At 52.2% G+C, this 20,930-nt stretch carries 24 protein-coding genes; 8 read left to right on the forward strand and 16 right to left on the reverse strand.

All coding sequences use genetic code 11. From position 1 onward, the window contains the following. The first annotated feature begins 29 nt into the window (after positions 1–29). Together glpK and JJU14_RS06995 are read left to right on the forward strand one after the other, a co-directional pair. Positions 30–1,520: a glycerol kinase GlpK gene (glpK, locus tag JJU14_RS06990; RefSeq protein ID WP_228611968.1), complete on the forward strand. Its 1,491-nt coding sequence runs from the start codon at positions 30–32 to the stop codon at positions 1,518–1,520. Between the two features lie 128 nt (positions 1,521–1,648). Next, complete coding sequence (locus tag JJU14_RS06995; protein ID WP_228611970.1) at positions 1,649–1,867, forward strand: hypothetical protein; 219 nt, start codon at positions 1,649–1,651, stop codon at positions 1,865–1,867. 20 nt (positions 1,868–1,887) lie between these two features. On the opposite strand, the gene JJU14_RS07000 is transcribed toward JJU14_RS06995, so the two are convergent. Both JJU14_RS07000 and hxpB read right to left on the reverse strand, forming a co-directional pair. Then, complete coding sequence (locus tag JJU14_RS07000; protein WP_228611972.1) at positions 1,888–2,202, reverse strand: hypothetical protein; 315 nt, start codon at positions 2,200–2,202, stop codon at positions 1,888–1,890. Positions 2,203–2,414: 212 nt separating this feature from the next. Continuing rightward, a complete protein-coding gene (gene hxpB, locus JJU14_RS07005; RefSeq protein WP_228611974.1) occupies positions 2,415–3,062 on the reverse strand; it encodes a hexitol phosphatase HxpB in 648 nt (215 codons plus the stop codon). Between the two features lie 126 nt (positions 3,063–3,188). On the opposite strand from hxpB, the gene JJU14_RS07010 reads away from it, so the two are divergent. Together JJU14_RS07010 and JJU14_RS07015 are read left to right on the forward strand one after the other, a co-directional pair. Continuing rightward, positions 3,189–4,019, forward strand: a complete 831-nt coding sequence (locus tag JJU14_RS07010) for an SDR family oxidoreductase (protein ID WP_228611976.1) — start codon at positions 3,189–3,191, stop codon at positions 4,017–4,019. A gap of 213 nt (positions 4,020–4,232) precedes the next feature. Continuing rightward, entirely contained in the window at positions 4,233–4,721 is a 489-nt protein-coding gene (locus JJU14_RS07015; protein ID WP_228611978.1) for a fasciclin domain-containing protein, read from the forward strand. Positions 4,722–4,746: 25 nt separating this feature from the next. Here JJU14_RS07015 and JJU14_RS16710 read toward each other — a convergent pair whose 3' ends face one another. Both JJU14_RS16710 and JJU14_RS07020 read right to left on the reverse strand, forming a co-directional pair. Continuing rightward, positions 4,747–5,046: a WYL domain-containing protein gene (locus JJU14_RS16710; protein ID WP_366914887.1), complete on the reverse strand. Its 300-nt coding sequence runs from the start codon at positions 5,044–5,046 to the stop codon at positions 4,747–4,749. Between the two features lie 58 nt (positions 5,047–5,104). Then, positions 5,105–5,383: a hypothetical protein gene (locus JJU14_RS07020; RefSeq protein WP_228611980.1), complete on the reverse strand. Its 279-nt coding sequence runs from the start codon at positions 5,381–5,383 to the stop codon at positions 5,105–5,107. 377 nt (positions 5,384–5,760) lie between these two features. Here JJU14_RS07020 and JJU14_RS07025 point away from each other — a divergent pair, with 377 nt between their 5' ends. Together JJU14_RS07025 and JJU14_RS07030 are read left to right on the forward strand one after the other, a co-directional pair. Beyond that, a complete protein-coding gene (locus JJU14_RS07025; protein ID WP_228611982.1) occupies positions 5,761–6,663 on the forward strand; it encodes an ABC transporter substrate-binding protein in 903 nt (300 codons plus the stop codon). A 170-nt stretch (positions 6,664–6,833) separates the two neighbouring features. After that, the gene (locus JJU14_RS07030; protein WP_228611984.1) at positions 6,834–7,559 is read left to right on the forward strand and encodes a transporter substrate-binding domain-containing protein; all 726 of its coding nucleotides are present in this window, start codon (positions 6,834–6,836) and stop codon (positions 7,557–7,559) included. 1 nt (position 7,560) lies between these two features. Here JJU14_RS07030 and JJU14_RS07035 read toward each other — a convergent pair whose 3' ends face one another. Beyond that, positions 7,561–8,775, reverse strand: coding sequence for an AraC family transcriptional regulator (locus JJU14_RS07035; protein ID WP_228611986.1), 1,215 nt, complete (start codon positions 8,773–8,775; stop codon positions 7,561–7,563). A gap of 173 nt (positions 8,776–8,948) precedes the next feature. On the opposite strand from JJU14_RS07035, the gene JJU14_RS07040 reads away from it, so the two are divergent. Beyond that, positions 8,949–9,686: a DUF2306 domain-containing protein gene (locus JJU14_RS07040; protein WP_228611988.1), complete on the forward strand. Its 738-nt coding sequence runs from the start codon at positions 8,949–8,951 to the stop codon at positions 9,684–9,686. A 230-nt stretch (positions 9,687–9,916) separates the two neighbouring features. On the opposite strand, the gene JJU14_RS07045 is transcribed toward JJU14_RS07040, so the two are convergent. From JJU14_RS07045 to JJU14_RS07095, 11 genes are all read right to left on the reverse strand, one after another. Further along, a complete protein-coding gene (locus JJU14_RS07045; protein WP_228611990.1) occupies positions 9,917–10,141 on the reverse strand; it encodes a toxin-antitoxin system HicB family antitoxin in 225 nt (74 codons plus the stop codon). Next, complete coding sequence (locus JJU14_RS07050) at positions 10,138–10,560, reverse strand: putative toxin-antitoxin system toxin component, PIN family (protein WP_228611992.1); 423 nt, start codon at positions 10,558–10,560, stop codon at positions 10,138–10,140. The genes JJU14_RS07045 and JJU14_RS07050 overlap by 4 nt, the downstream gene beginning before the upstream one ends. 192 nt (positions 10,561–10,752) lie before the next feature. Continuing rightward, on the reverse strand, positions 10,753–11,505 hold the full coding sequence (locus tag JJU14_RS07055) for a DUF3307 domain-containing protein (protein ID WP_228611994.1): 753 nt from the start codon (positions 11,503–11,505) through the stop codon (positions 10,753–10,755). After that, on the reverse strand, positions 11,502–12,176 hold the full coding sequence (locus JJU14_RS07060) for a SatD family protein (RefSeq protein ID WP_228611996.1): 675 nt from the start codon (positions 12,174–12,176) through the stop codon (positions 11,502–11,504). Before JJU14_RS07060 ends, JJU14_RS07055 begins: the two co-directional genes overlap by 4 nt. 117 nt (positions 12,177–12,293) lie before the next feature. Continuing rightward, on the reverse strand, positions 12,294–12,647 hold the full coding sequence (locus tag JJU14_RS07065) for an AzlD domain-containing protein (protein ID WP_228611998.1): 354 nt from the start codon (positions 12,645–12,647) through the stop codon (positions 12,294–12,296). Further along, positions 12,640–13,341 (reverse strand): AzlC family ABC transporter permease, encoded by a 702-nt coding sequence (locus tag JJU14_RS07070; RefSeq protein ID WP_228612000.1) that lies wholly within the window; start codon positions 13,339–13,341, stop codon positions 12,640–12,642. The genes JJU14_RS07065 and JJU14_RS07070 overlap by 8 nt, the downstream gene beginning before the upstream one ends. Positions 13,342–13,353: 12 nt before the next feature. Further along, positions 13,354–14,640 carry a DEAD/DEAH box helicase gene (locus JJU14_RS07075; RefSeq protein WP_228612002.1) on the reverse strand — a complete coding sequence of 429 codons (1,287 nt, stop codon included), beginning with the start codon at positions 14,638–14,640 and terminating at the stop codon, positions 13,354–13,356. A gap of 41 nt (positions 14,641–14,681) precedes the next feature. Then, positions 14,682–15,011, reverse strand: a complete 330-nt coding sequence (locus JJU14_RS07080; protein ID WP_228612004.1) for a DUF6172 family protein — start codon at positions 15,009–15,011, stop codon at positions 14,682–14,684. 198 nt (positions 15,012–15,209) lie between these two features. Continuing rightward, a complete protein-coding gene (locus tag JJU14_RS07085; protein ID WP_228612006.1) occupies positions 15,210–18,257 on the reverse strand; it encodes an efflux RND transporter permease subunit in 3,048 nt (1,015 codons plus the stop codon). Between the two features lie 13 nt (positions 18,258–18,270). Beyond that, positions 18,271–19,341, reverse strand: coding sequence for an efflux RND transporter periplasmic adaptor subunit (locus JJU14_RS07090; protein WP_228612008.1), 1,071 nt, complete (start codon positions 19,339–19,341; stop codon positions 18,271–18,273). Continuing rightward, entirely contained in the window at positions 19,338–19,880 is a 543-nt protein-coding gene (locus tag JJU14_RS07095) for a TetR/AcrR family transcriptional regulator (protein WP_228612010.1), read from the reverse strand. The genes JJU14_RS07090 and JJU14_RS07095 overlap by 4 nt, the downstream gene beginning before the upstream one ends. 180 nt (positions 19,881–20,060) lie before the next feature. Between JJU14_RS07095 and JJU14_RS07100 the strand changes: the two genes are divergently transcribed. Next, a complete protein-coding gene (locus JJU14_RS07100) occupies positions 20,061–20,870 on the forward strand; it encodes a transporter substrate-binding domain-containing protein (protein WP_228612012.1) in 810 nt (269 codons plus the stop codon). The last annotated feature ends 60 nt before the right edge of the window (positions 20,871–20,930 follow it).

The raw sequence follows: 20,930 nt of genomic DNA on the forward strand, positions 1-20,930 counted from the left end.
AGCATTCAATGGTATTAGGTTCTTCAACTATGCCGGATTACATCATCGCCGTTGATCAGGGCACGACCTCCAGCCGGGCTATTTTGTATGATCGCCAGCTGTGCCCACAAGCCAGTTGCAGCGAAGAGCTGCCGCTGAGCTACCCACATACGGGCTGGGTGGAGCAGGATCCAGAAGCCATTTGGCAAAGTGTGCTTAATTGCATCCGGCAACTGCTGCAACAAAGTGGTATCCAGGCCAAACAAGTCGCTGCACTGGCGCTGACCAATCAACGGGAAACCACCCTGCTGTGGGATAAAAAAACCGGCGAAACCCTGTATCCGGCTATAGTCTGGCAAGACCGACGTACTGCCGATCTGTGCCAGGCACTGAAACAAAAGCATGAAGCCAGCATTCGCGCCAAAACCGGCTTGCTGGCCGATCCGTACTTCTCCGCTACTAAGCTGCAATGGTTGCTGGAGCAAGTGCCCGACGCACGCCAGCGCGCTGAGTCCGGTGAACTGTGCTTTGGCACCATCGATAGCTTTTTATTGTGGCGCTTAACCGGTGGCAACGTGCATGCTACCGAAGCCAGCAACGCAAGCCGTACCCTGCTGTTTAATATCCATCAGCAGCAATGGGACCCGGAGCTGCTGAAGCTCTTTGCCATTCCGCCAGCTGTTTTGCCGCAAGTGCACGACAGTGCCGGCGACTTTGGCAGCTGCAGTGCCGAGTTATTTGGTCACCCCATCCCCATTGTCAGCATTCTGGGCGATCAACAGGCCGCTTTACTTGGCCAAGCCTGCGTCGAGCCGGGGATGCTGAAAAGCACTTATGGCACCGGCTGCTTTGCCATGGTCAATACCGGGGCCAAGGCCCTGCACAGCAAGCATCAGCTGTTAACTACGGTGGCCTGGCGAATAAAAGGTGTACCCAGCTATGCGCTGGAAGGCAGTATTTTTATGGCCGGGGCAACCGTGCAATGGTTGCGCGATAAGCTGGGTATCATTCAACAAGCCAGCGACACTGAAGCACTGGCTAACGGCGTGGGCTATCAGCAAAGCGAGTTGCTGATCCCAGCCTTTACCGGCCTGGGTGCACCTTACTGGCAGCCGAAGGTACAAGCTGCCTTGTTTGGGCTTAGCCGCAACAGTGGCAAAGCAGAGATTTGCGCTGCGGCCTTGCGCAGTGTTGCCTACCAAACCCAGGATTTGTTATTGGCGATGGCGCACGATGGCATTAGCATTGCCGATATCCGCGTCGATGGCGGCATGACGGTCAATCAGTGGTTCCTGCAAGCCCTGGCCGATTTAACCCAACACAGTATCAGCCAAAGCAAAATAAGCGATGCCACCGCTTTTGGCACCGCCTTTCTGGCGGCTTGGCAGCTTGGTTGGTTTAGCACGCTGGGGGCTATCCAGCCACTGTGGCAGCGCGCAGCACAATTCACACCCCAGATAAGCCCCGAGCAGCAAAGCATTTGCTATCAGCACTGGAGCTCGGCCATTGGCCGCTTGCTGGCAGAGCCATCAAGAGACTAAGGCATGAAAAAACAGTCTTGTTTGCTGTTAAATCCAGCAATCGCGACCACTGAGACTTGATTCAATGCCACAATGCCGCACAATGCGCTTCATGCCAATTTGATATCACCAATGAAATAAGCCGTGACATGACCAACGACATTCGCTATCGCTTTGCCACCGCTCAGATTGCCTATCGCTTTTTAAACGAATTGAAGCACTGGTCAGTGGCGGATGTAAAAACCGGCCTGCTGGATGGCGGCCTGGTGGTGAAAGTCCGTTATCAGTTTGATGGCAAGGGCTTTGATTACACCCTGGCGGAGCTGGATGAGATGGCCGCCAAACATGGTGGCTCAGAGACAACGTAAAGCGGTGCCAGCCCCTTCTCTCAACGAGCTGTGTCTTGCTCTGCTAAGCCAACTGACTCAACGACTTCGTCATGCTTGACCAGGCAAATGCGGTAGCCCTTGTATTTCAGTTGCAATGCTTCACGCAGGCATAACAACGATACAGGTACCGCAACCAGATAGCTCGCTAACGTTGCTAGTTGAATCGCCAGCTCAGCCTGGCCAATGATTAAGCCAATAACTCCACCAGCGAAACCCAGGATTAAGCCAATTACAGCCCCAATCAAGGTTGCCCGCCAGAAAAATGCCCACCAAATCCGACTTGCTCTGCCCCAGGTTAATTCAATTGTTTCCATCATGATCCCTTTAGATACTATTGGGTGTTTCCTTCCTTGGTATTCCAAGTGCGACACCAGACTATTGAAGTATCGGATTGTAATCCAGAGAAATAATTAACACAACGCAACAATACAGAAACGATAAAAACAGATCCATTTCAAGAAAGTGCAGTGGGTAAAATCAAACGGCATTAAAGCGCCCTACTATCCGTTACTTCGCGCCTAAGCACTTAGTGCCACAGGCGCAGCTCAAACTCGCTAAGACAGCGGATTTTGGCATCGGCAATATCAAATTTTTCATGGTGCCACTCTTCGGTAGCAGGCATGGCCACCACCGTCATGCCGGCCGCTTTGGCTGCACTGATACCAGTGTAAGAATCTTCAAACACCAGGCAATCGGCCGGTGCCACCCCAAGCTTACTGGCAGCCAGCAGGTAAATATCCGGCGCTGGCTTGCCTTGCGTTACCATCTCGACACAGCAATGGGCCGCAAAGTAATGCCGAATAGCCAGGGTATCAAGGGTAGTATCCATCAGGTATTGCGACGAGTTGGTAGCAAGCCCAATAGGTAGTCGATGCTCATGCAGTTGCTGCAACAAGGCCTGAACACCCTTTTTGGCTTCGCCTTTGCTCGCTATCGACTGCGCTACCCGGGCAATGACTGCCGCCTCGGTATCTGCCAGGCTCTGACCTTGCCAGGGCGATTGTTGGTACCAGAACCTGGTGACAGCCTGAGTTGTCATGCCGGCGGTTTGCCGGGTCTGCTCTGGAGTCAGGGTGACACCCAGCTGACTGAATACCTGCAGCTCAGCCTGTTGCCACATGGGTTCAGAGTCAATTAAAACCCCATCCATATCAAAAATAACGGCCTTAACCACCTGGCTTCTCCTGTTTTTCCTTGCTGCACTATTCTAACCTGCTTGTGCTGGACTGTCGAAAACACCTGCTTGACGAGTCGCAGGCTTTACCACACTATCGATACTAAAACCTTTAAAGGACATTGCATGCCAAGCTCTCAGCCATCGACAAACACACCCAAGGGTGCCCTGCACAATCAGGTGATCTGGGTAACCGGCGCATCTTCCGGCATAGGCGAAGCTCTGGCCCGACAACTGGCTGCACTGGGTGCCAACCTGGTACTAAGTGCCCGTCGCGAGGATGAATTAAGCCGGGTTCAGCAGCAATTAGCTGAGCCGGAGCGCCACCTTTGCCTGGTGCTTGATATCTGCGATTACCCGGCACACCAGGCTGCCTTGGATGCTGTACTGGCTCGCTATGGCCAGCTGGATTGGCTGATTAACAACGCTGGCATCAGTCAGCGATCTTTGGTGATGGACACCAGCCAGGATACGGATCGACGACTGATGGAAGTGGATTACTTCGCCCAGGTGGCACTGAGTCGTACCGCCTTGCCGCAGCTGCTCAAGCAACGACAAGGCCAATTGGCGTTTGTATCCAGTGTGGCGGGCCTGGTCGGTACTCAGTACCGTGGCAGTTACTCGGCGGCTAAAGCAGCCATTCACCTCTGGGCCAACAGTGTTCGGGCAGAGCTGTTTGATCAAGGCATTCGGGTTGCGGTGGTGTTTCCGGGTTTTGTCCGTACCGAGGTCTCTGCCAATGCCTTGACCGGCGATGGTAAGCCACTTGGCAGCATGGATGATGCTCAGGCCAATGCCATGAGCGCGGATGCTTTTGCCACTAAAACCATTCAAGCCCTGCTAAAAGGCAAAAGCTACATCGTGGTAGGCGGGCGAAAAGAGCGATTCGGAGCCTTACTGGCCAGGCTGGCACCCGAATTGATGTACAAGCTGATTCGCCGGGCAAAAGTGCGTTAAGCACATCTCCATGGCAGCAGCTTTGGAAAGCTTCGCTCCGGCTGCACCAGCCAAGAGTTTGCTTTACCGATCGAGGTTAGCCGCAGCATCGTACGTCAGAGAACGCTTTTTGGTTTCAAGTAAATAGGAAAATAAACATCTGATCCTATTGAGGTTTCATAGCGTTTAGAACTGCACATTAAGTATCTAATGTGCTATTTAAGAGGAAACGTTATGAAACTGTCTCACCTAATCACTGGTTCATTGGTTGTTGGATCTTTACTGTTTACAGCCCATGCGCACAATCACAAATCCAAGGCGGATATTGTCGACACTGCTGTTGCAGCCGGGAACTTCACTACCCTAGTGTCAGCCGTTCAGGCCGCAGATCTGGTTGATACCCTTAAAGGCCAAGGTCCTTTCACGGTGTTTGCACCAACTGATGAAGCTTTTGCCAAAATTCCAGCTGCTGACCTGAATGCCCTGGTCGCAGACAAAGCCGCATTAACCAGTGTACTGACCTACCATGTGGTAGCAGGTAAGGTAATGGCTGCGGATGTAGTAAACCTGACATCGGCCACTACAGTGCAAGGTCAGGACCTGGCTATTGAAGTGAAATACGGCAAAGTCTATGTCAATGGTGCCGAAGTCATTGCTACCGATATTGAAACCAGTAATGGTGTTATTCATGTCATCGACACCGTAGTATTACCAGCAAACTAAAAGCTGCTACGTTTGCTTTATTGCTCTAAAACCTCAGGCCCCAATTGGGGCTTTTTTTTATTTTGATGGTTGCTTGTATACCAACACTCAAGCACCAGCTGCCAATCGCAGCAGGCGCTGCGCCTGATGCTTCCGCTTGTTTAAGCTCTGTTGGCTCCAGAATGGTGAAATCAAAGGGCAGATAACAAAAACCACTCAGGTACCAGTGCTGGCGGCGAAACAACAAATCATAGGGAACTACCCTGCGATCCAGTGGCTCTGGATGATAAGACGCATAGCGGATCTGTACCGAGCGCTGTAGCTCCAGCCAAACACGCTGGGACAGGACGCTCGCGGCATCATGCCGTGGCGTCCTTACGCCAAGATAGGTTTGATTGTAACGACTAGCGGATCAGTCTGGCCAGACACTGGCCAAAAGCTTCGGTCTCGGCCGAGCGGTCTTGCTCAGTTCCATCAGAGATAGACATTTCGCCCGACAGCTGTGGCGAACCGCTTGTCGTATCCACAATGCCCATCACTTCAAAAGTGTACACCTTGCCTGGTGGCAACAAGCTGGCACACTGCTCAATGGTATTTACGGCAGGCTGTGAAGCGGTTGCAACACGGATAACAGCAACTGCAATTCCAGCAACAACAATGGCTAAAGCAATCAAAGTACGCATAAATCCTCCTGTTCAATAAGGCACCATGCCTGATAGCGAGTCGACTCCTTAAGGAAGCAGAAAACTCCCCCAATGCACTACCCAGGATTTTTCTTTCCATCACTTTCGCTGCAAGCAAATTAGCCAGCCACGATAAAAAAATCAACACTTTTTATCAGGATGTAAAATGAAGCATTCTGCCTGTAGTGAAGCAAGTTTCCGACCAGCGAATACCGTATGTTATGGACTCGCCAGGGCTGTTGCCCCTGAATCGGGTTCGCGTGAACAACCATGCTAAGGTATAATTCTTGTTCGGTTGATACACATTAGCCAGCCATGGCTATGATGGCTGGTCACTCTGTTTACCAATAGCGACACTGAGGCAGTGGGGTTAGGCAATGAAGCAGCCAAAGGCGATACCCATAACGTATCTCTTTTTCGCGTTTAGTGTACTACTGAGCTTTGCACGACCTACCATGGCCCAAGAGCGGGCACCACATGAGGTGCACTCGCTGAATTGGGTGATGAACACCGCGCCACCCTTTCATATTTTAAATGGCCCTCTGGCTGGCCAGGGAATTTGTGATGCGCTTATTAATGTCATTGATGCGCATCTACCGGAGCTTAGCAGTGAGCGCTTGGTGCTGCCTCAGTCCCGCATTCGCCAACAATTTGAGCGCAAGGAAGATCAATGCTTTCCTTGCATGATTTATCGCCCGATACCGGGCGATACCATTCAGAGCGACCCCACTCATTTTTATTACCCGCATGGCATTATCACGACCGCAGAAAAAGCGGAGGTTATCAAAAAACGTCATGGTCATCCGGTTCGACTTGCCAGTTTAATGACCGATCAGGATTTTCGATTCGGCTATCCTGATGGGCGCCATTACCCTGCGGTTCAACCTATTATGGATAAGGCTGTGCAAAGTGGCATTACCCGAATTGCCCATACCGGTGAAAATGCAACTCTGGCCATACTAGCCATGATCAAAAAAGGTCGGATTGATTACACCCTTGAGTATCAAATTCTGCACAATTTTGAATTAGCCGAGCATGCCACTACCAATTTAGTATTTTTGCCGGTTGCAGAAACCCAAGGCCAGCATGTGCTGGGCGCTATAGGCTGCACCAATACAGAATGGGGCCGGGCTGCTGTGCAAAAAATCAATCAGGTGCTCCCTCAGGTACGGCAGCACCCGGATTTTTTGCAGGTTCTGGGGCTCTGGTTTCATGATGATGCCGAATCGGATTCATACCATGAATTATTGCGTACACGTGTTTGGCAAGCGACTGAGTGAGCCGATAGCCACCCTACTTGCCTGCGAAGGCGCCCTGCATTCGACTAAATTAGAAATATCATACTTATTGTGCCACACTGGTAAGGTAGAAAGAGGAAACTTTCTAGTTGAGGTTTAACAACGAGCTCACCCGAGGATGCCGTTGCAGCCCCCCAGAAGTAAGTCATGGTATGAGCGATACAACGAGGATCACACAACTGCCTTTGCTACTACTCTGCTTAGGGGCAGTATTCCATATCCAGGCTGTGTTAGCCTATGACAAGCTTGTCCTCGCTGCCCCTCTTTTCCCTCCTTATACCTATTTAAACGAGCAGCATCAATTAACCGGCAGTGGTATTGAAAAGGTAGAACAGGTACTTAACCAGATGGGGCTGAACTATCGCTTCCGAGTCGTGGCCAATCATGGAGTAGCGCAGGATTTACTGGAGAAAGGCCTGGTCGATGGCTTCTTTCTGGCAACACAAAGCCTGGCCAGAGACAAGGTTGGTGTCTTGAGTGCCCCGGTGTTGTACAACAACTGGGCCTGGTTCTATTTGCACGACAGCCCTCTTACGCCTGCTAGCCCTTATTTTCGCAGTCAGGCAAAGATAGGTACTCGTCTAAATACCAATACCTATCACTGGTTGCTGGACCATGATTACCTGATAGCAGCTCAAGCCAGTGAAGCTTCAACTCTGGTTATTATGCTAATAAACAAACGGCTGGATGCAGTATTCTTATCCGCGGATGTATTCTGGCATGCCCTGGCGGAACAAGGCGTAGAAGCCAGTATGGTCCAGCATAGTATCGAGGTTAGTCAGCCTTTTAGCTGCTATTTCTCGAAGGCGTATTTAGCCAAAAACCCTGGTTTTCTGGAGGAGTTTGACCATCTGTTAGCAATAGCAGCACGGCATTAGTTCAACCTTCGGTATTACCCGCCCCTGCACAAGCCTGCTTTTTAAATTGATGCGGTGTGAGTTCGGTATGTTTTTTAAATGCCGAGTAAAAAGCGGACTTAGAATTAAACCCCACGTTCATGGCGATGTTGAGCACGGTATCATCGGTATGTGCTAACTGCTGTTTGGCTGCATCCACACGGTATTTATTGACGTAGTCAAAAAAACTCATGCCAAGAGTCTCGTTCAATGTCTGTGAGATATAGTTGGCTGAAGTATGTATATGCCTGGCAAGCTTGGGCAGTGACAAGGATGCGTCAAGATAGAGTTTATCCTGCAACATGGCGTACTCAATTTTAGCTGCAATCTGCTGTGCGTGTTCAGACGTTAAAGCCGAGCGCTGATACTTTGTTGATGCCTCAAACTCGTTGCCAATAGCAGCTTGCTGTTCAGTTTCCTGATAGAGTTCCTCAAACCCCGGCTTTTGCCTTAACCCCCAGGTGGCCACACAACTTACCATAACAAGTAACACTGTATTGTTGAATGGCCCAGCGAATGTAGTAGGAAAAAATAGGTTATCCAGTATCAGATTGCCCGCAGTGATAACCCAGGCAATGCCTACGGCAAACAGTAAGCCAGTCAGCCATTTGAGCTCTTTTTGTTCCGTGCTGGCAAAAACATCTTTCAGTTTCTTGCGATAACCATGCAATTGGCGAATGATCTTTATCAGATAAAATGCAGATTGAATGACCCAACCCAGTACCAGTGCAAAAGTCAGAATTAACACAGCAGCTGTCAGCTTTCGCACAAAGGCTGGTGCGTCTGCAAGAATGCTGTCTTGCCCGTACATCAATATCCCTTGTTTCACATCAGAGGGCAGTAGCAGCGCGATGATAGCAACTATCAGCCCTGCTGCCGGGAGCACAAAATGAGCGCGTTCGGTTTTAGTAAATTGCCAACGCGCGTTGCTCGTTAAGCCTTTAACATACAGCCAAAAACCTGGAGCAATACAGAGCAAAGCGGGCAATGACAAAATTAAAGCGGGGATCATGAAATCAGGGGCTAATACTTTGACTATCGGCTGACAAAGCACCACGGCAATGGCCCAGAAGCACACGGCAAGTGGGTAATAAGTCTGGTTTTTTACCGCTCTTTGCATAAATAGATGGGCGTTAAACAGCAACAGGCTCAAGGTCGCAACACTTAAGGCAAATAAAAATGGCTCTGTAATCGGCATGCCTTTAACGACCTCGTATGCTTGCTATAGCTGTGGTTCCTGGCTTTTTTACCCGTACGGACAGATAGGCCCGGACACTTTGCAGGTTCTAATCAACAGGCCCGAACGACACCATGGGTTTTATTCTACAAAATTGATTCGTACTTAACCAGTTATGAAAAATGGATTGAATCATGAATAACCGCGCAGCACAAACAACAGCACAGCAGCACCAAGCTATTTCCTATAATTGGAAGACGGTAGGCTTCTTATTATTTCTGACAGGCATACCTGGCTTGCCAGCCATCGGCATTCTAGCTTTGGTATTAATAGGACCTGATGCCTTTGAGGGTGCAAGCTCATTTATTAATGAAAACTTCTATCAAGTACCCGCCGCCATTTTATGGCATGGTGGTGCAGGTATTGTATTTGCCTTTACCATGCCTTTTCAATTTTCGTCAGCGCTTAGGGTTCGACAGCCAACATTGCATAAAGTATCTGGCCGTATTGTCGTGCTGTCGGGCTGTATTATGGCCCTTAGTGGAGTATGGATGCACCACGTGGTCTCACCCGATGCATTCGGTGCACGATATGCATCTTTAATTGTAATGACAGTAGCCATCTGCGTGAGCTTTATTGTGGCAATTTCTCACGCTATCTCCAAAAACCTACCGGCTCATCGGGTGTGGATGCTAAGAGCGGTAGCCATTACCCTAGCCGCGGTCACCGAGCTTTTTATAGCCATTCCTGCTTATCTTGTCTTTGGCCAGTTTGAAAACATAGCCATCCTTGCCAATCGAATCTTGTTTGATTATGGACGCTTAATCGCTATCGGAATGAATTTAATGATTGTAGAGCTGCTGATGTTCAGGAAAAAAGCGCCAGCAAACTCGTTACCAGCTCGCAAAGTTTATTCTGGCCGATCTGTTTGAAAATCAAGAACGGCTTCTGAATGAATGCGGGAGGCAGCACAAAGTGTTCACAGTAAGCCGCATATGCTTGCTGCTCATTCTGAAAAGATTGCATCTGGCCCTGATAAGGATCCAGCACTCGGATGGTGCACTTGGGCGCATTAAGATCCTGCACCAGTTGCTGCAGCCCGGTGCAGCGGCCAAAAATATCGCTAACGATAAATCGCTTCAGCATCGGCTTGCAACTCGACTCAATCTGCTGCTTCCAGTTTCTCCAAGTCATCCAGCAGTGCCAGCCCCTGCTCGGCATTTGCTCTGGCTGCCCTCACTTCAAATCTGACCTGAGCATCGAATTCAGTCAGCGCTATTGTGGATAACTCTTCAATGAGTTTATTGACACTGATATTACGGCTTTGCGCCAGTGCCTTTAGCCTGTTTGCTTTATCATCTGGCATTCGGATAGTAAGCGTTGTCATCGTAGTACCTCTAATAGCTGCTCTGGCTTTATCACCTTTAAAGTAGGAAATCGTAACTCAGCAAAACGGAAATCTTTCATGTTATTGGTGATCAAGTATTCGGCATTACTAGCCACCGCAAGTTCGACCAAATGATTATCACCCTCATCACGCAGATTTGGACGCCAGCGAAAATAAAGCTGATTCCACTGACATACCGATAAGAATGCATCCAAAAATAATTGCCGCTGCTCGCAGTTTAACTTACACAACGCTAATGTTGTCTGGCGCTCAAATACATCTTCATACTCAAAATAGAGTGATGCTGCCAATTGAGGCATTAAACGACCAGTTAAACAGTATCGGATAATTTCTCTATTCGGTCCTTTCCTGCCAAGTAGAGCTGCGATCAGTACGTTAGTATCCACTACAACTTTCATTATGTGATAGCTTATATGATGTCACTTTTCCTTATAGCAAAAGCATAGCGCTAAAGTCTACAAACAGCAATTAGCTGCTTAGATATAGACACAAATCAATTCACACCCGCTTCACAGCCGCGTAGCTATGCTTTCCCTGCGTTACACAACCGAATGGCTCAGCCACAGGCACCTGTGTGTATAGAGTTTCCCTTACCCCAACAGCTGCACCACACCAATGCCCAGCAGCAGGGTTAGTCCCAGGCTCAGCAAAGAACCAAGCAGGATGTACTCGGTTAAGGCCCGGTCATTGGCATTGCGCAGATCGCTAAAGCGCAGCACCGATTTGGCGGCGATGACAAAACCAACGCCGCCGTATTGCCCGACCAGGATCAAGGTGAGCACCAGCACCCGCTCCATCATGCCAATCCAGTGACCGGCAGCTGGCAAACCTGAGCCTGCACCGGTGGCTGGTGTCGCGATTTGGTTCAGGATAAAACCAATCACCACCGATGCCGGCTTTAATACCAGCAAATAAGCCAGCACCAGCAGCAACCCATTCGGGCTGAGCGCATGATGGTGTGCCAAAGCCAGCAACTGCGCTAGCGTGGTGTCCGTGAGCGCCAGCCACACCAGAGCAATCACCAGCACGTGCAACAGCTGATCCAGCAAAAAGTAGCGAAAACCCGGCCGATAGGACTTGGCCACATCAATCAGGCAATGGCTAACCGCTATCAATAGCGCCGAGCCAAGCAGCAGCCAGGCACTTAAGCTTGACCAACTGAGCCAATGCCAAAGGCTAAGTACCGCCAGGGTCAGGCCAAAGTGCAGCAGGCTATGATAGTAAAGTGCAGCAGCGCGCCAGTGCTGGCTGGCCCGGGCCTGCACCCAGGCGGTCGGCTGAAAGAAAAAATCGGCCAGCACATGAGCCAGTAGCAGGCAAAGCAGCAAGCTCAGATCGGTCATGATAAGATACTCCGGCTGATATGCTGCTCGCAATACGCCAGAAATGCCTGCAGCAATTGATAATCGAGGTGGCTGTTATTCAGTAATTTGGTGACATTGGCTCTGGAGGTACCGAGCTTCTGGGCTATGGCCTCGTGCGCCATACCGGGGTTGATCAGATGCAGCAACACCGCTTCGGCCTGGCGGGCGGTCAGACTTGCCAGCATCGCATCAGCCATCCGAACCGGCACGGCTAAAACAGCCTGCAGTTCACTCTGCTGGCAATGGATCTGCAAACGCTGAGAGCCGCTCAGGCTATCCAGCCCGGTGCCCGATAAGGTAAAAGCCGGGCCGCTGGCACTTTTAATGTCCTGGCGTAAATTGGTGACCTCACCCATGCCAATGCTGATTTTGCAATCCTGTGCCAGGCTGAGCAGGGTTAAACGTATGCTGATAGCCAGCTGCACGCCATACTGTGGCTTGGCCAGCAGCACCTGAAAGGCATCGCCACGATAAAAGCTGTAACTGAGCGCCCAGGCCTCGGCCTTGGAAGCAAACAGCTGCTCCAGCTGATACAGCACGCTATCGTACTGCTCGGCCTTGATGGCGCGAGACTTGACTAAGTCACCGGTTAAGACGGCATAGTTGCTGGCATGGTTTTTGGCATAGTTTTTGGCGTAGTGTGCAGGCATGGCTAAGCTTAGTGGTTGAACTTAGCTTAAAGTGTAACCGAAAAAAGTTACAAGTAAAGATTGAAACCAAATTCAGTTACTATTTTCAATGCAACCAAATGTGGATACTAAAATCCATCACCCGCCAGTGCTAATGCGGGCCAGCAGGATAACCACACCATAGATGCTGACCCCAACCAGCACCGGCCATCCCAGGGATTTGGTCCACAGCCAGGCCATCAAGGCAGATAAAGCTCCCAGCAATGTGGCAAACCAGGCCGACCAGCCAGGTGAAGCCGGTACCAGCGAGACACCAAGCATGGCCGCAATCATTAAAGGCCCAAGCACACTGAGCCAGCCAGGGATCGCCGCTAGGCCCCCTTTGCTCTTTTGTTTTAGCAGATGCCGCTGCATCCAAAGCAGCGGCAGTAAACGCATGCAGAGGGTGCCAGCGCTGACCAGCAGCAATGCAAGCCAAAAACCGTTATCCATCGAGGCGCCCCCCGGTCCGTGCATGCAGCTTTGCCAGGTAAAAGAACAAGGCACCAGATGCAGCTGCCAGCGGGATCGACGCATTGGTAAAGCCATACAGGGTCAGCAGCATGGCTACAGCAATGGTAGAGCCCAGCGCAATACTCCAGGTACGGGAGGTAAAACGCGGTGCCAACAGCACCAGAAACAGGGCCGGCAATGCAAAGGGCATGATCTCGCCCAGTAAAGGCCAGTGCCGGCTTAGCTCTTCACCGGCGATAGCCCCTGCCGCAGTGCCAGCCACCCAACTGAACCAGGCCAGCAACATGGCACCGCTGTACCAGCCTAACCGCTGTTCAGCAGGCAATTGCGACAGACGGCTTAGCGCCAGGGCAAAGATTTGATCGGTCAGGCCATGGCTTAAAAAAGGCCACCAACGGCTTTTGGGCAGCCAGGGTGCTATGCTTGGCCCGTATACCACATGACGCGCATTAATCAGCAGCGTCATCACCACCACCAAACCCCAGGGCGCACCGGCCGCCACCATAGCCACAAACAGAAATTGCGAAGCGCCCGCATAAATCAGGGTCGAAATCAGAATGGTTTGCCAGACACTAAAGCCCGCCTGCACCGCAACCATACCAAAAGAAATGGCCACCGGGATGTAACCACCCAGCAAAGGCGTCGCTTCACGAGCCCCGGTTCGCCAGCTCATCCCTATCTTCCCTTACTTGCTGCGGCCAGCTTTGGCTTTTGGCTTGGCTTGGGTTTTCGGCCGGGCCTTGCCTGAGCTTTGCAGCTCAATGGTGGTTTCGGATGCTTTATTGGCACGCCCGGTCAGCACTTTGCGCGAAATGCTTTTTAACAGCGAATCGCGGGTACTGACTTCAAAACCAGGTTTGGAGATGCGTTGAATGGTCGTGCCCATCAGCTTTTGAATGCGCTCCAAACTTTGCTCTTCTTCACGGCTGACAAAGGAAATGGCATGGCCGCTCGCCCCTGCCCGACCGGTACGGCCGATGCGGTGCACATAATCTTCCGGTAAATACGGCAGATGAAAGTTCACCACATAGTCCAGGCCCTGAATATCCAGGCCACGGGCAGCCACTTCGGTGGCAATCAGCACCTGCAACTTGGCCGATTTAAAATCCGCCAGTGCACGGCGCCGCGCCCCCTGGCTTTTATCACCATGACAGACCGCCGCTTCAATACGGCGTTGCTGCAGGCCAGCTAACAAACGGTCTGCCTGCTCTTTGGTACTGGTAAATACCAACACCTGAAACCAGTTCTGCTCGGCCAGCAGCTGTTCAAATAACTCGATTTTACGGCTTTCTTCCACCGCATACACCACATGGTTCACGGTATCCGCTGCGCTGTTGGCTTTGGTCACCCGAATTTGCTGGTGATGCTTCAAAATTTTATGCGAAAGCTCATTAACCGCAGGTGAGGTGGTGGCAGAAAACAGCAGCGTTTGGCGGTTGTTTGCCGTCATCTGCAGCAGTTTCAGCACATCGGCACTAAAGCCCATATCCAGCATGCGGTCGGCTTCATCCAGCACCACAAATTCCACATCGCTTAAAATCACGTTGCCAAGCGCCAGATGCTCCAGCAAACGGCCTGGAGTGCTAATGACCATGTCCACGCCAGCCGCTAATTTATTGGCCTGACCGCCCATCTTCACACCGCCGTACAGTGCAGTGACGCTCAGCGGCAAAAACTGCGCATAAGCGGTGATTGCGTGGCCAATTTGCTCGGCCAGTTCGCGGGTCGGCGTTAAAATCAAAGCCCTGGGCCGACGCTCCTGGGTTGCTTTAGGTGTATCCAGCATGCGCTGCAACAGCGGGATAGCAAAAGCGGCGGTTTTACCGGTACCGGTTTGCGCCGTGACCTGTAAATCCTTACCACGACGTGCTGGCACGATGGCCTGAGCTTGCACCGGCGTCATCTCGCTGTAGCCGCATTCGACCAAAGCGCGCTGTAAATCTGCCGCTAAATCTAAAGATGAAAATTGCATAGGAGTTCCTCTGTAGAATAGCTACAGTTTAAAAGGGAAAATTAATCACTGGCACCGTCAAAGTCGCCATCTGTATCGTCATGGCGATCGCGCGGCTGGTGCTGGCAGGCTCTGGCCAGAATTTCAACATAAAAGCCGGGCAGTTCCTGCGCTACGGCTGCATCGATGTGTTTATTGATGTCCGAAGTGAAAATTTTGGTGGCCAGGTCTTCGGTGGCGCCAAAGCGGCAATCAAAGGTCCAGTAGTCCATGCCTGCTGGCAGTGCTTTGCGCCGCTCCCGGTTCAGGTACTTTTTAATTTCATGCTTGATGGCGTCCACCCAACGCGCTGGTTTTAGCTTGGGGTGCGTTAACGCGAATGTTTTTTTCATGCCTATCCTACCCATATGCGCTTACCAGAAAACCTGACTGCGCTCAGAAAACGCGCATTCTACATGGAAGCGTAGAAGATAACTGCCACTATCTGCAATTTTTGGTCGATTCCATGCAAATAAGCAGTCACTCACGGGCAAATCATTCAAGGGTTTTTGCCATGCCCCGGCACTCAGCCGGGGCATGCTGCGAGCCGATTAACTGTTTTTTGCACTTCGAATGTTAAACACCACGGCATAGAACGTAGGCACCGCCACCAGCGTAAGAATAGTCGCAAAGGCCAGGCCTCCCATAATGGTCACAGCCATGCTGTTAAAGAACGCATCCCACAGCAGCGGCAGCATGCCGAGAATGGTGGTCAGCGCGGCCAGAATCACTGGGCGGATCCGGCTGACGCTGGCCTGCACGATGGCTTCTATCTGGTCCGGGATCTGCTTCAATTGCAGGTCGATTTCATCCACCAGCACGATGGCGTTTTTCATCAGCATGCCCGACAGGCTTAAAAAGCCAAGCAAGGAGGTAAAGCCAAAGGGCAAGCCGGAGAGCAATAAACCAGCCGTTACACCGCAGATCGCCATTGGCACGATCAACCAGATCACCAGCGGTTGTTTCAACGAACCAAACAGCAGAATGCTGATCACCAGCATCACCAGAAAACTCAGTGGCAGCTGGTTGGCCAGTGAAGCCTGCGCTTCGGCAGAGTCTTCGTACTCACCCCCCAGGGTTAACCGGTAGCCGGTCGGCAGCTCCAGCTGCATCAGCTGGTCTTTAATCTGCCTGAGCGCCTGATCGGCTGTAATGCCAAGCCTGGGTTCGGCTTCCACCGTCAGGGTACGGACCCGGTCGCGGCGATGAATGCGCGCTTCCTCACTGTGGGTTTGCAGCCCGTCGATCACCTGAGTGATCGGAATGTAGCTGTTGTCCACCGAGCTCCAGATCATCCGGTCGTGCAGATTATCCACACTGAGGCGTTCATGCGCCGGTGGCCGCACCACGATCGGAATTTGGCGATCGGCTTCACGGTACACCCCGCTTTGCACTCCGGTGGTGGCCAGCTCCAGTGTTTGCGCTAAATCAGTCCGGTTCACGCCGGCGACCCGGGCCCGCTCTTCGTTAAAGTCCGGTACAATCACCAACTCCCGCTGACGCCAGTTCTGACGAATATCGGTAATCCCCCCACTGGCTCGCATAATGCCTTCCACCTGCTGTGCATAACGGCGCAACTCAGCTTCATTGGCTCCGGACAAACGCACCTGCAATTTGGCACCGGCACCCGGACCAAACATCAGCTGCTGGGTATAGAGGGTGCCCTGTGGCAACTCGTGCGGCAACTGCTGCCGCAGCCGCTGCATCAAAGGCGGGATCTCGTCGCGGTGTTGGGTTCTTACAATCAGCTGGCCATAGGCTGCATTCGGCTGCTCAGGCGCATAGGTCAGCATAAAACGGCTGGCACCACCGCCAATAAAGCTGCTCACCGACACCACTTCGGCCTGCTGCAGCATGAAATCTTCGATATGGCCGATATCGCGGGCGGTGGCGTGGATATCCGAGCCCTGCGGCAAGTAGTAATTCACATAAAAAATCGGTGTATTCGAAGCCGGGAAGAACACCTGCTGGATCCGGCCAAAACCGGCCACACTGCTGACGGTAAGTAATACCAGCACGCTAATCGTCACCCAGCGATGACGCAGGGCCAGCTGCAACAAGCGGGCGTAATGGCCATAAAAGCGACCGGCGTAGGGATCGACGCTGGCAGAGCCAGAAGCTGGCTTAAACAGATAATGGCCAAACAAAGGCGTCACGGTCATCGCCAACACCCAGCTAAGCAGCAAGGAAATGCCAATCACGGCAAACAGGGAAAACAAAAACTCGCCAGTCGCGTCCGGTGATAAACCAATACCGGCAAAGGCCATAATGCCAATCACGGTAGCTCCGAGCAGCGGGATCTGAGTACGACCTGCCGCTTCACTGGCCGCCTGGCGCGAGTGCATGCCGCGCTGCATCTTGATCAGCATGGTTTCAGCCACCACGATGGCATTATCCACCAGCATGCCCATCGCAATGATCAGGGCTCCAAGTGAAATCCGCTCCATTTCGATGTGCCAGAGCCGCATAAAAAATACCGTGCCCAGCACCGTCAGCAGCAAGGTAGCGCCCACCACCAGGCCAACCCGCCAGCCCATAGCAAGGCACAGCACAGCAATCACAATCAGTACCGACAGCGTCAGATTGACAATAAAATCATTGATGGCTTTTTCCACCACCATATGCTGCTGGTAAATCGGTTGCAGCGTAACGCCAAGCGGGATTTGCGCTTGCAGCGACGCCAGATGCTGATCGACCGCTTTGCCCACATCGACGATATTGGCATCGCTTAACCCTGCCACCGCCAGAGTAAAAGCCGGCTGGCCGTTAAAGCGGATCAGCTTCGAAGGCGTTTCCACCGCCTCCCTGCGTACCTCGGCCACATCGTAGATGCTAAGCTGCTCGGTCGAGCCAGGATTGCCAATGCGCACCTGTTCAATCGCAGCCACTGAATCCAGCCCTGGCTTATTGACCAGCCGCACCCGTTTATCGCCAATCAACACCGAGCCGGACGAGGCCACGGCATTTTCTGATTGCAGGGTATCGACAATGGCAGCGGGCGGTAAACCCAGCCCCAACAGGCGCTCATGCGGTATTTCAACATAGATGGCCTCTTCCGGCTCGCCGGCCGTTTGCACCTTGGCCACCCCCGGCACCGTGAGCATTTCCCGCCGTAAAAAAGTCGCCAACTCGCGGATCTCGCGATCACTGAAACCTTCGGTAGTGACGGCGTAGAAGATGCCAAACACATCGCCAAAATCATCATTGACCATCGGAGGCAGAACGCCCGCTGGCAACTGCGGCCGGATATCGCTGACTTTACGCCGCAGTTCATCCCAGATTTGCGGCATCTGCCGGCCATCGTACTTGTCCTGAATTTCGACCCGAATTTCCGACATGCCCGGCATGGATTTGGAGCTGATGCGTTTTAGCTGTGACAGCTGTTGAATGGCCGACTCCATTTTTTCCGTCACTTCCCGCTCGACTTCCTCGGCGGTCGCGCCCGGATAAGGCGTCATCACGATGGCTTCTTTTAAGGTAAAGGCAGGATCTTCCAGGCGACCTATGGTGGCAAGCGCCCACAAGCCACCAAGAAAACACAACAGCACCAACATCCAGGTGCTGATTTGATGATCAATGGCATAACTGGCAATTTTCATACGGCGTCCTTACTCAGTAAGCCTGAAAAGGCCGCACCCGCTGCCCCGGTTGCAACTGCGCGTGGCCAGCCGAAACCAACTGATCGCCATACTGCACGCCACTTAGAATATCGACCTGCTGGCCATAGATCTGGCCAAGCTGCACCTGAACCCGCTCTACGGTTTGGCTGTCACTCAGGTAACGCCAGACATGAAATTGCTCCGGTGTGGCGGTATCTATTGCCGATAAAGGCACCGATAAGCTGCTTTGTTGCTGGGTTCGCTCAGTAACCACACTAACGGTCATGCCTGGCATCAGGTTCACTTCTGGGATCCGCGCCAGAGCAAAGGACACCCGGTAGGTTTGCGTCATCGGATCGGCTTCGGTGGCGTGTTCGCGGTACACCAAGGGATAGGCAGCATCCTGCCCCGGCAAACGCACCGATACCTGATAATCGGCACTGTCATTGACCAGACGCATCAATTGCTCCGGTACATTGATGTGCACCCGAAGCTCACTGATGTTTTGTACCCGCAGTACCGGCGTGCCAGCTGCCACCGTGGCATAGCGCTCAATCAGACGGCGGGTGATCAGGGCATCAAACGGCGCTTCCAGTTGGGCGTGGGCAATATTGCGGCTGGCGTTATCCAGCGCTACCTTGGCCAGTTCGTAACTGGTTTGCAGCTGCTCAAAATCCGACGGCGTTAAAATGCCCTGTTCGCGCAGTGGCCTGGCCCGATCCAAATCGCGTTTGGCCTGATCCAACTGCACCCTGGCTTGCTGCAAGGCCAACTGATAATCGGCAGGATCAAGCGCTGCCAACAACCCTCCGGCTGGTACCACCTGACCTTGCTGCACCGCAAGCTCAGTGACCCGGCCACCGACCTGGAATGCCAGGTCGACCGTGCTGACTGCATCGACCCGGCCAACAAAACTGCGGCTGCTTAGCTGCGAGTCGCCATTGACCATGACCAGTTTCACCGTGACAGGCGTAAGCTGAGCACCATCCTCCGGTGCCTTCGAGCAGGCTGTCAGCCCCAGCAATAACAGCAGGGCCATCAGTGCAGCAGCGCCCTGATTCATCGAAGAAGAAAAGCTACTCATGGCATCAGCTCCTTAGCGCGGCGTAGCATGTACTGCAACAGCTGGTCTTTTTGCTCTGCATCCAACGGTGAAATCGATAGCATGTCCTGCAACCAGAGCGCATCGCAGGCCAGCATCAACACCATCGCTTCCGGGTTATCGCCGCTTTCGGCATTGATATCGCACAGCAGATGCCGACAAGCCTGCTGCACCGGGTTGAGCAGCCCAGGCTGCTCGGCAGCAGCCGCCAGAATAGCCATTGCGGTATTGCACTGCACCTGCTCGCTTAAATGCACATGCGATTTAATCATGGCGCTCAGAGCATCATCACCCTGCGCCATCAGCTGCTGCCGGCTGGCTGCGTTATCATCCACCAGCTGCTGCACCATGGCGGTGATCAGCGCTTCTTTGCTTGGATAATGGTACAGCAGACCACCTTTACTGAAGCCACTGACTTTGGCGACTTCATCCAGCGTGACCTTACCAGCCCCCTTCTCGGAGGCAACCGCCAGCGCAGCCTCAATAATCTGCGCTTTGGTGACCTTGGCTCGTTTGTTCATGCTCTGCCCTCAAAAAAACCGTCTGGTTGGTACAGTAGCGCAAATAATAAACCGTCTGGTTGGTACAGTAAAGTAGTTTATCCGCTGAAAACCACTTGGTCATTACTTTGGTCTGCAGTACTATAGCCCTTCATATTGCTCAGGCAGTTCAGAGCTTTATCTAACAAAGGTCGTGACCGGATGTACCGATTCATAGTGCCGCTACTCGTCTGTTTCCCTTTATATGCAGCAGGGCCAGAACAACAACCTGTACTGCAACTGCTCACTGAGCACAGCCCGCCAGGTGAATACCTGGATGATGAAGGCCAGCTGGCTGGTGTTACCTACGAGCTGTTAAAAAACCTGGCTGAACAGCTCAATGAGCCGGTGCATTTTGAGCTAATGCCCTGGGCACGCGCCTTTACCAAGGCAAGATCCCAACCCTTGACCGCTTTATTCGAAACCACCCGTACCCCAGCCCGAGAACCCTTATTCCAATGGGTTGGCCCGCTAAAAATTCATCGCATCGCGTTTTATGCCAGAAAAGATCGTTTTAATGTGGCAGTCCCCCCAGCATATTGGCCGAAGCACTATATCGCCTGCGAGTACATTCAATCGGTGTACCTCGATAAGCTTATCGAGCTGGGATTTAATGAAGAGCGCAATTTATTCAAAACAGTGCAACATGGCGACTGCTTCAATTTGTTGCTGCGTGGCCGGGTCGATATTATTTTACTCAGTGAGACATCGGCAGCGCTCAGAGCGCAAGAAATTGCAGAACTAGATAGTGAGCTGGTGCAGTTAAATGGTTTTATCGAAACCCGCCAGTACCTGGCGTTTAGTCGTGATGTGCCTGCTAAACGTGTTGCCCGCTGGCAGCAGGAACTGATGCAAAGCTACCGGGATGGCCGCATGCGGGCCTTGTATCACTCGGTTTATCCGGAAGAAATGATTGCAGCCCTTGAGCAAGTCGCCCTGGAACAGTTGCTATTGCTGCAAAACCCAGACTGACTCTTTTCCTAAAAAGGTCACTGCATCAAGCGATGCCGTGACCTTTTCACACACTATCAG

The organism is Alkalimonas sp. (genome assembly GCF_020831925.1).
Lineage (GTDB): Bacteria > Pseudomonadota > Gammaproteobacteria > Enterobacterales > Alteromonadaceae > Alkalimonas.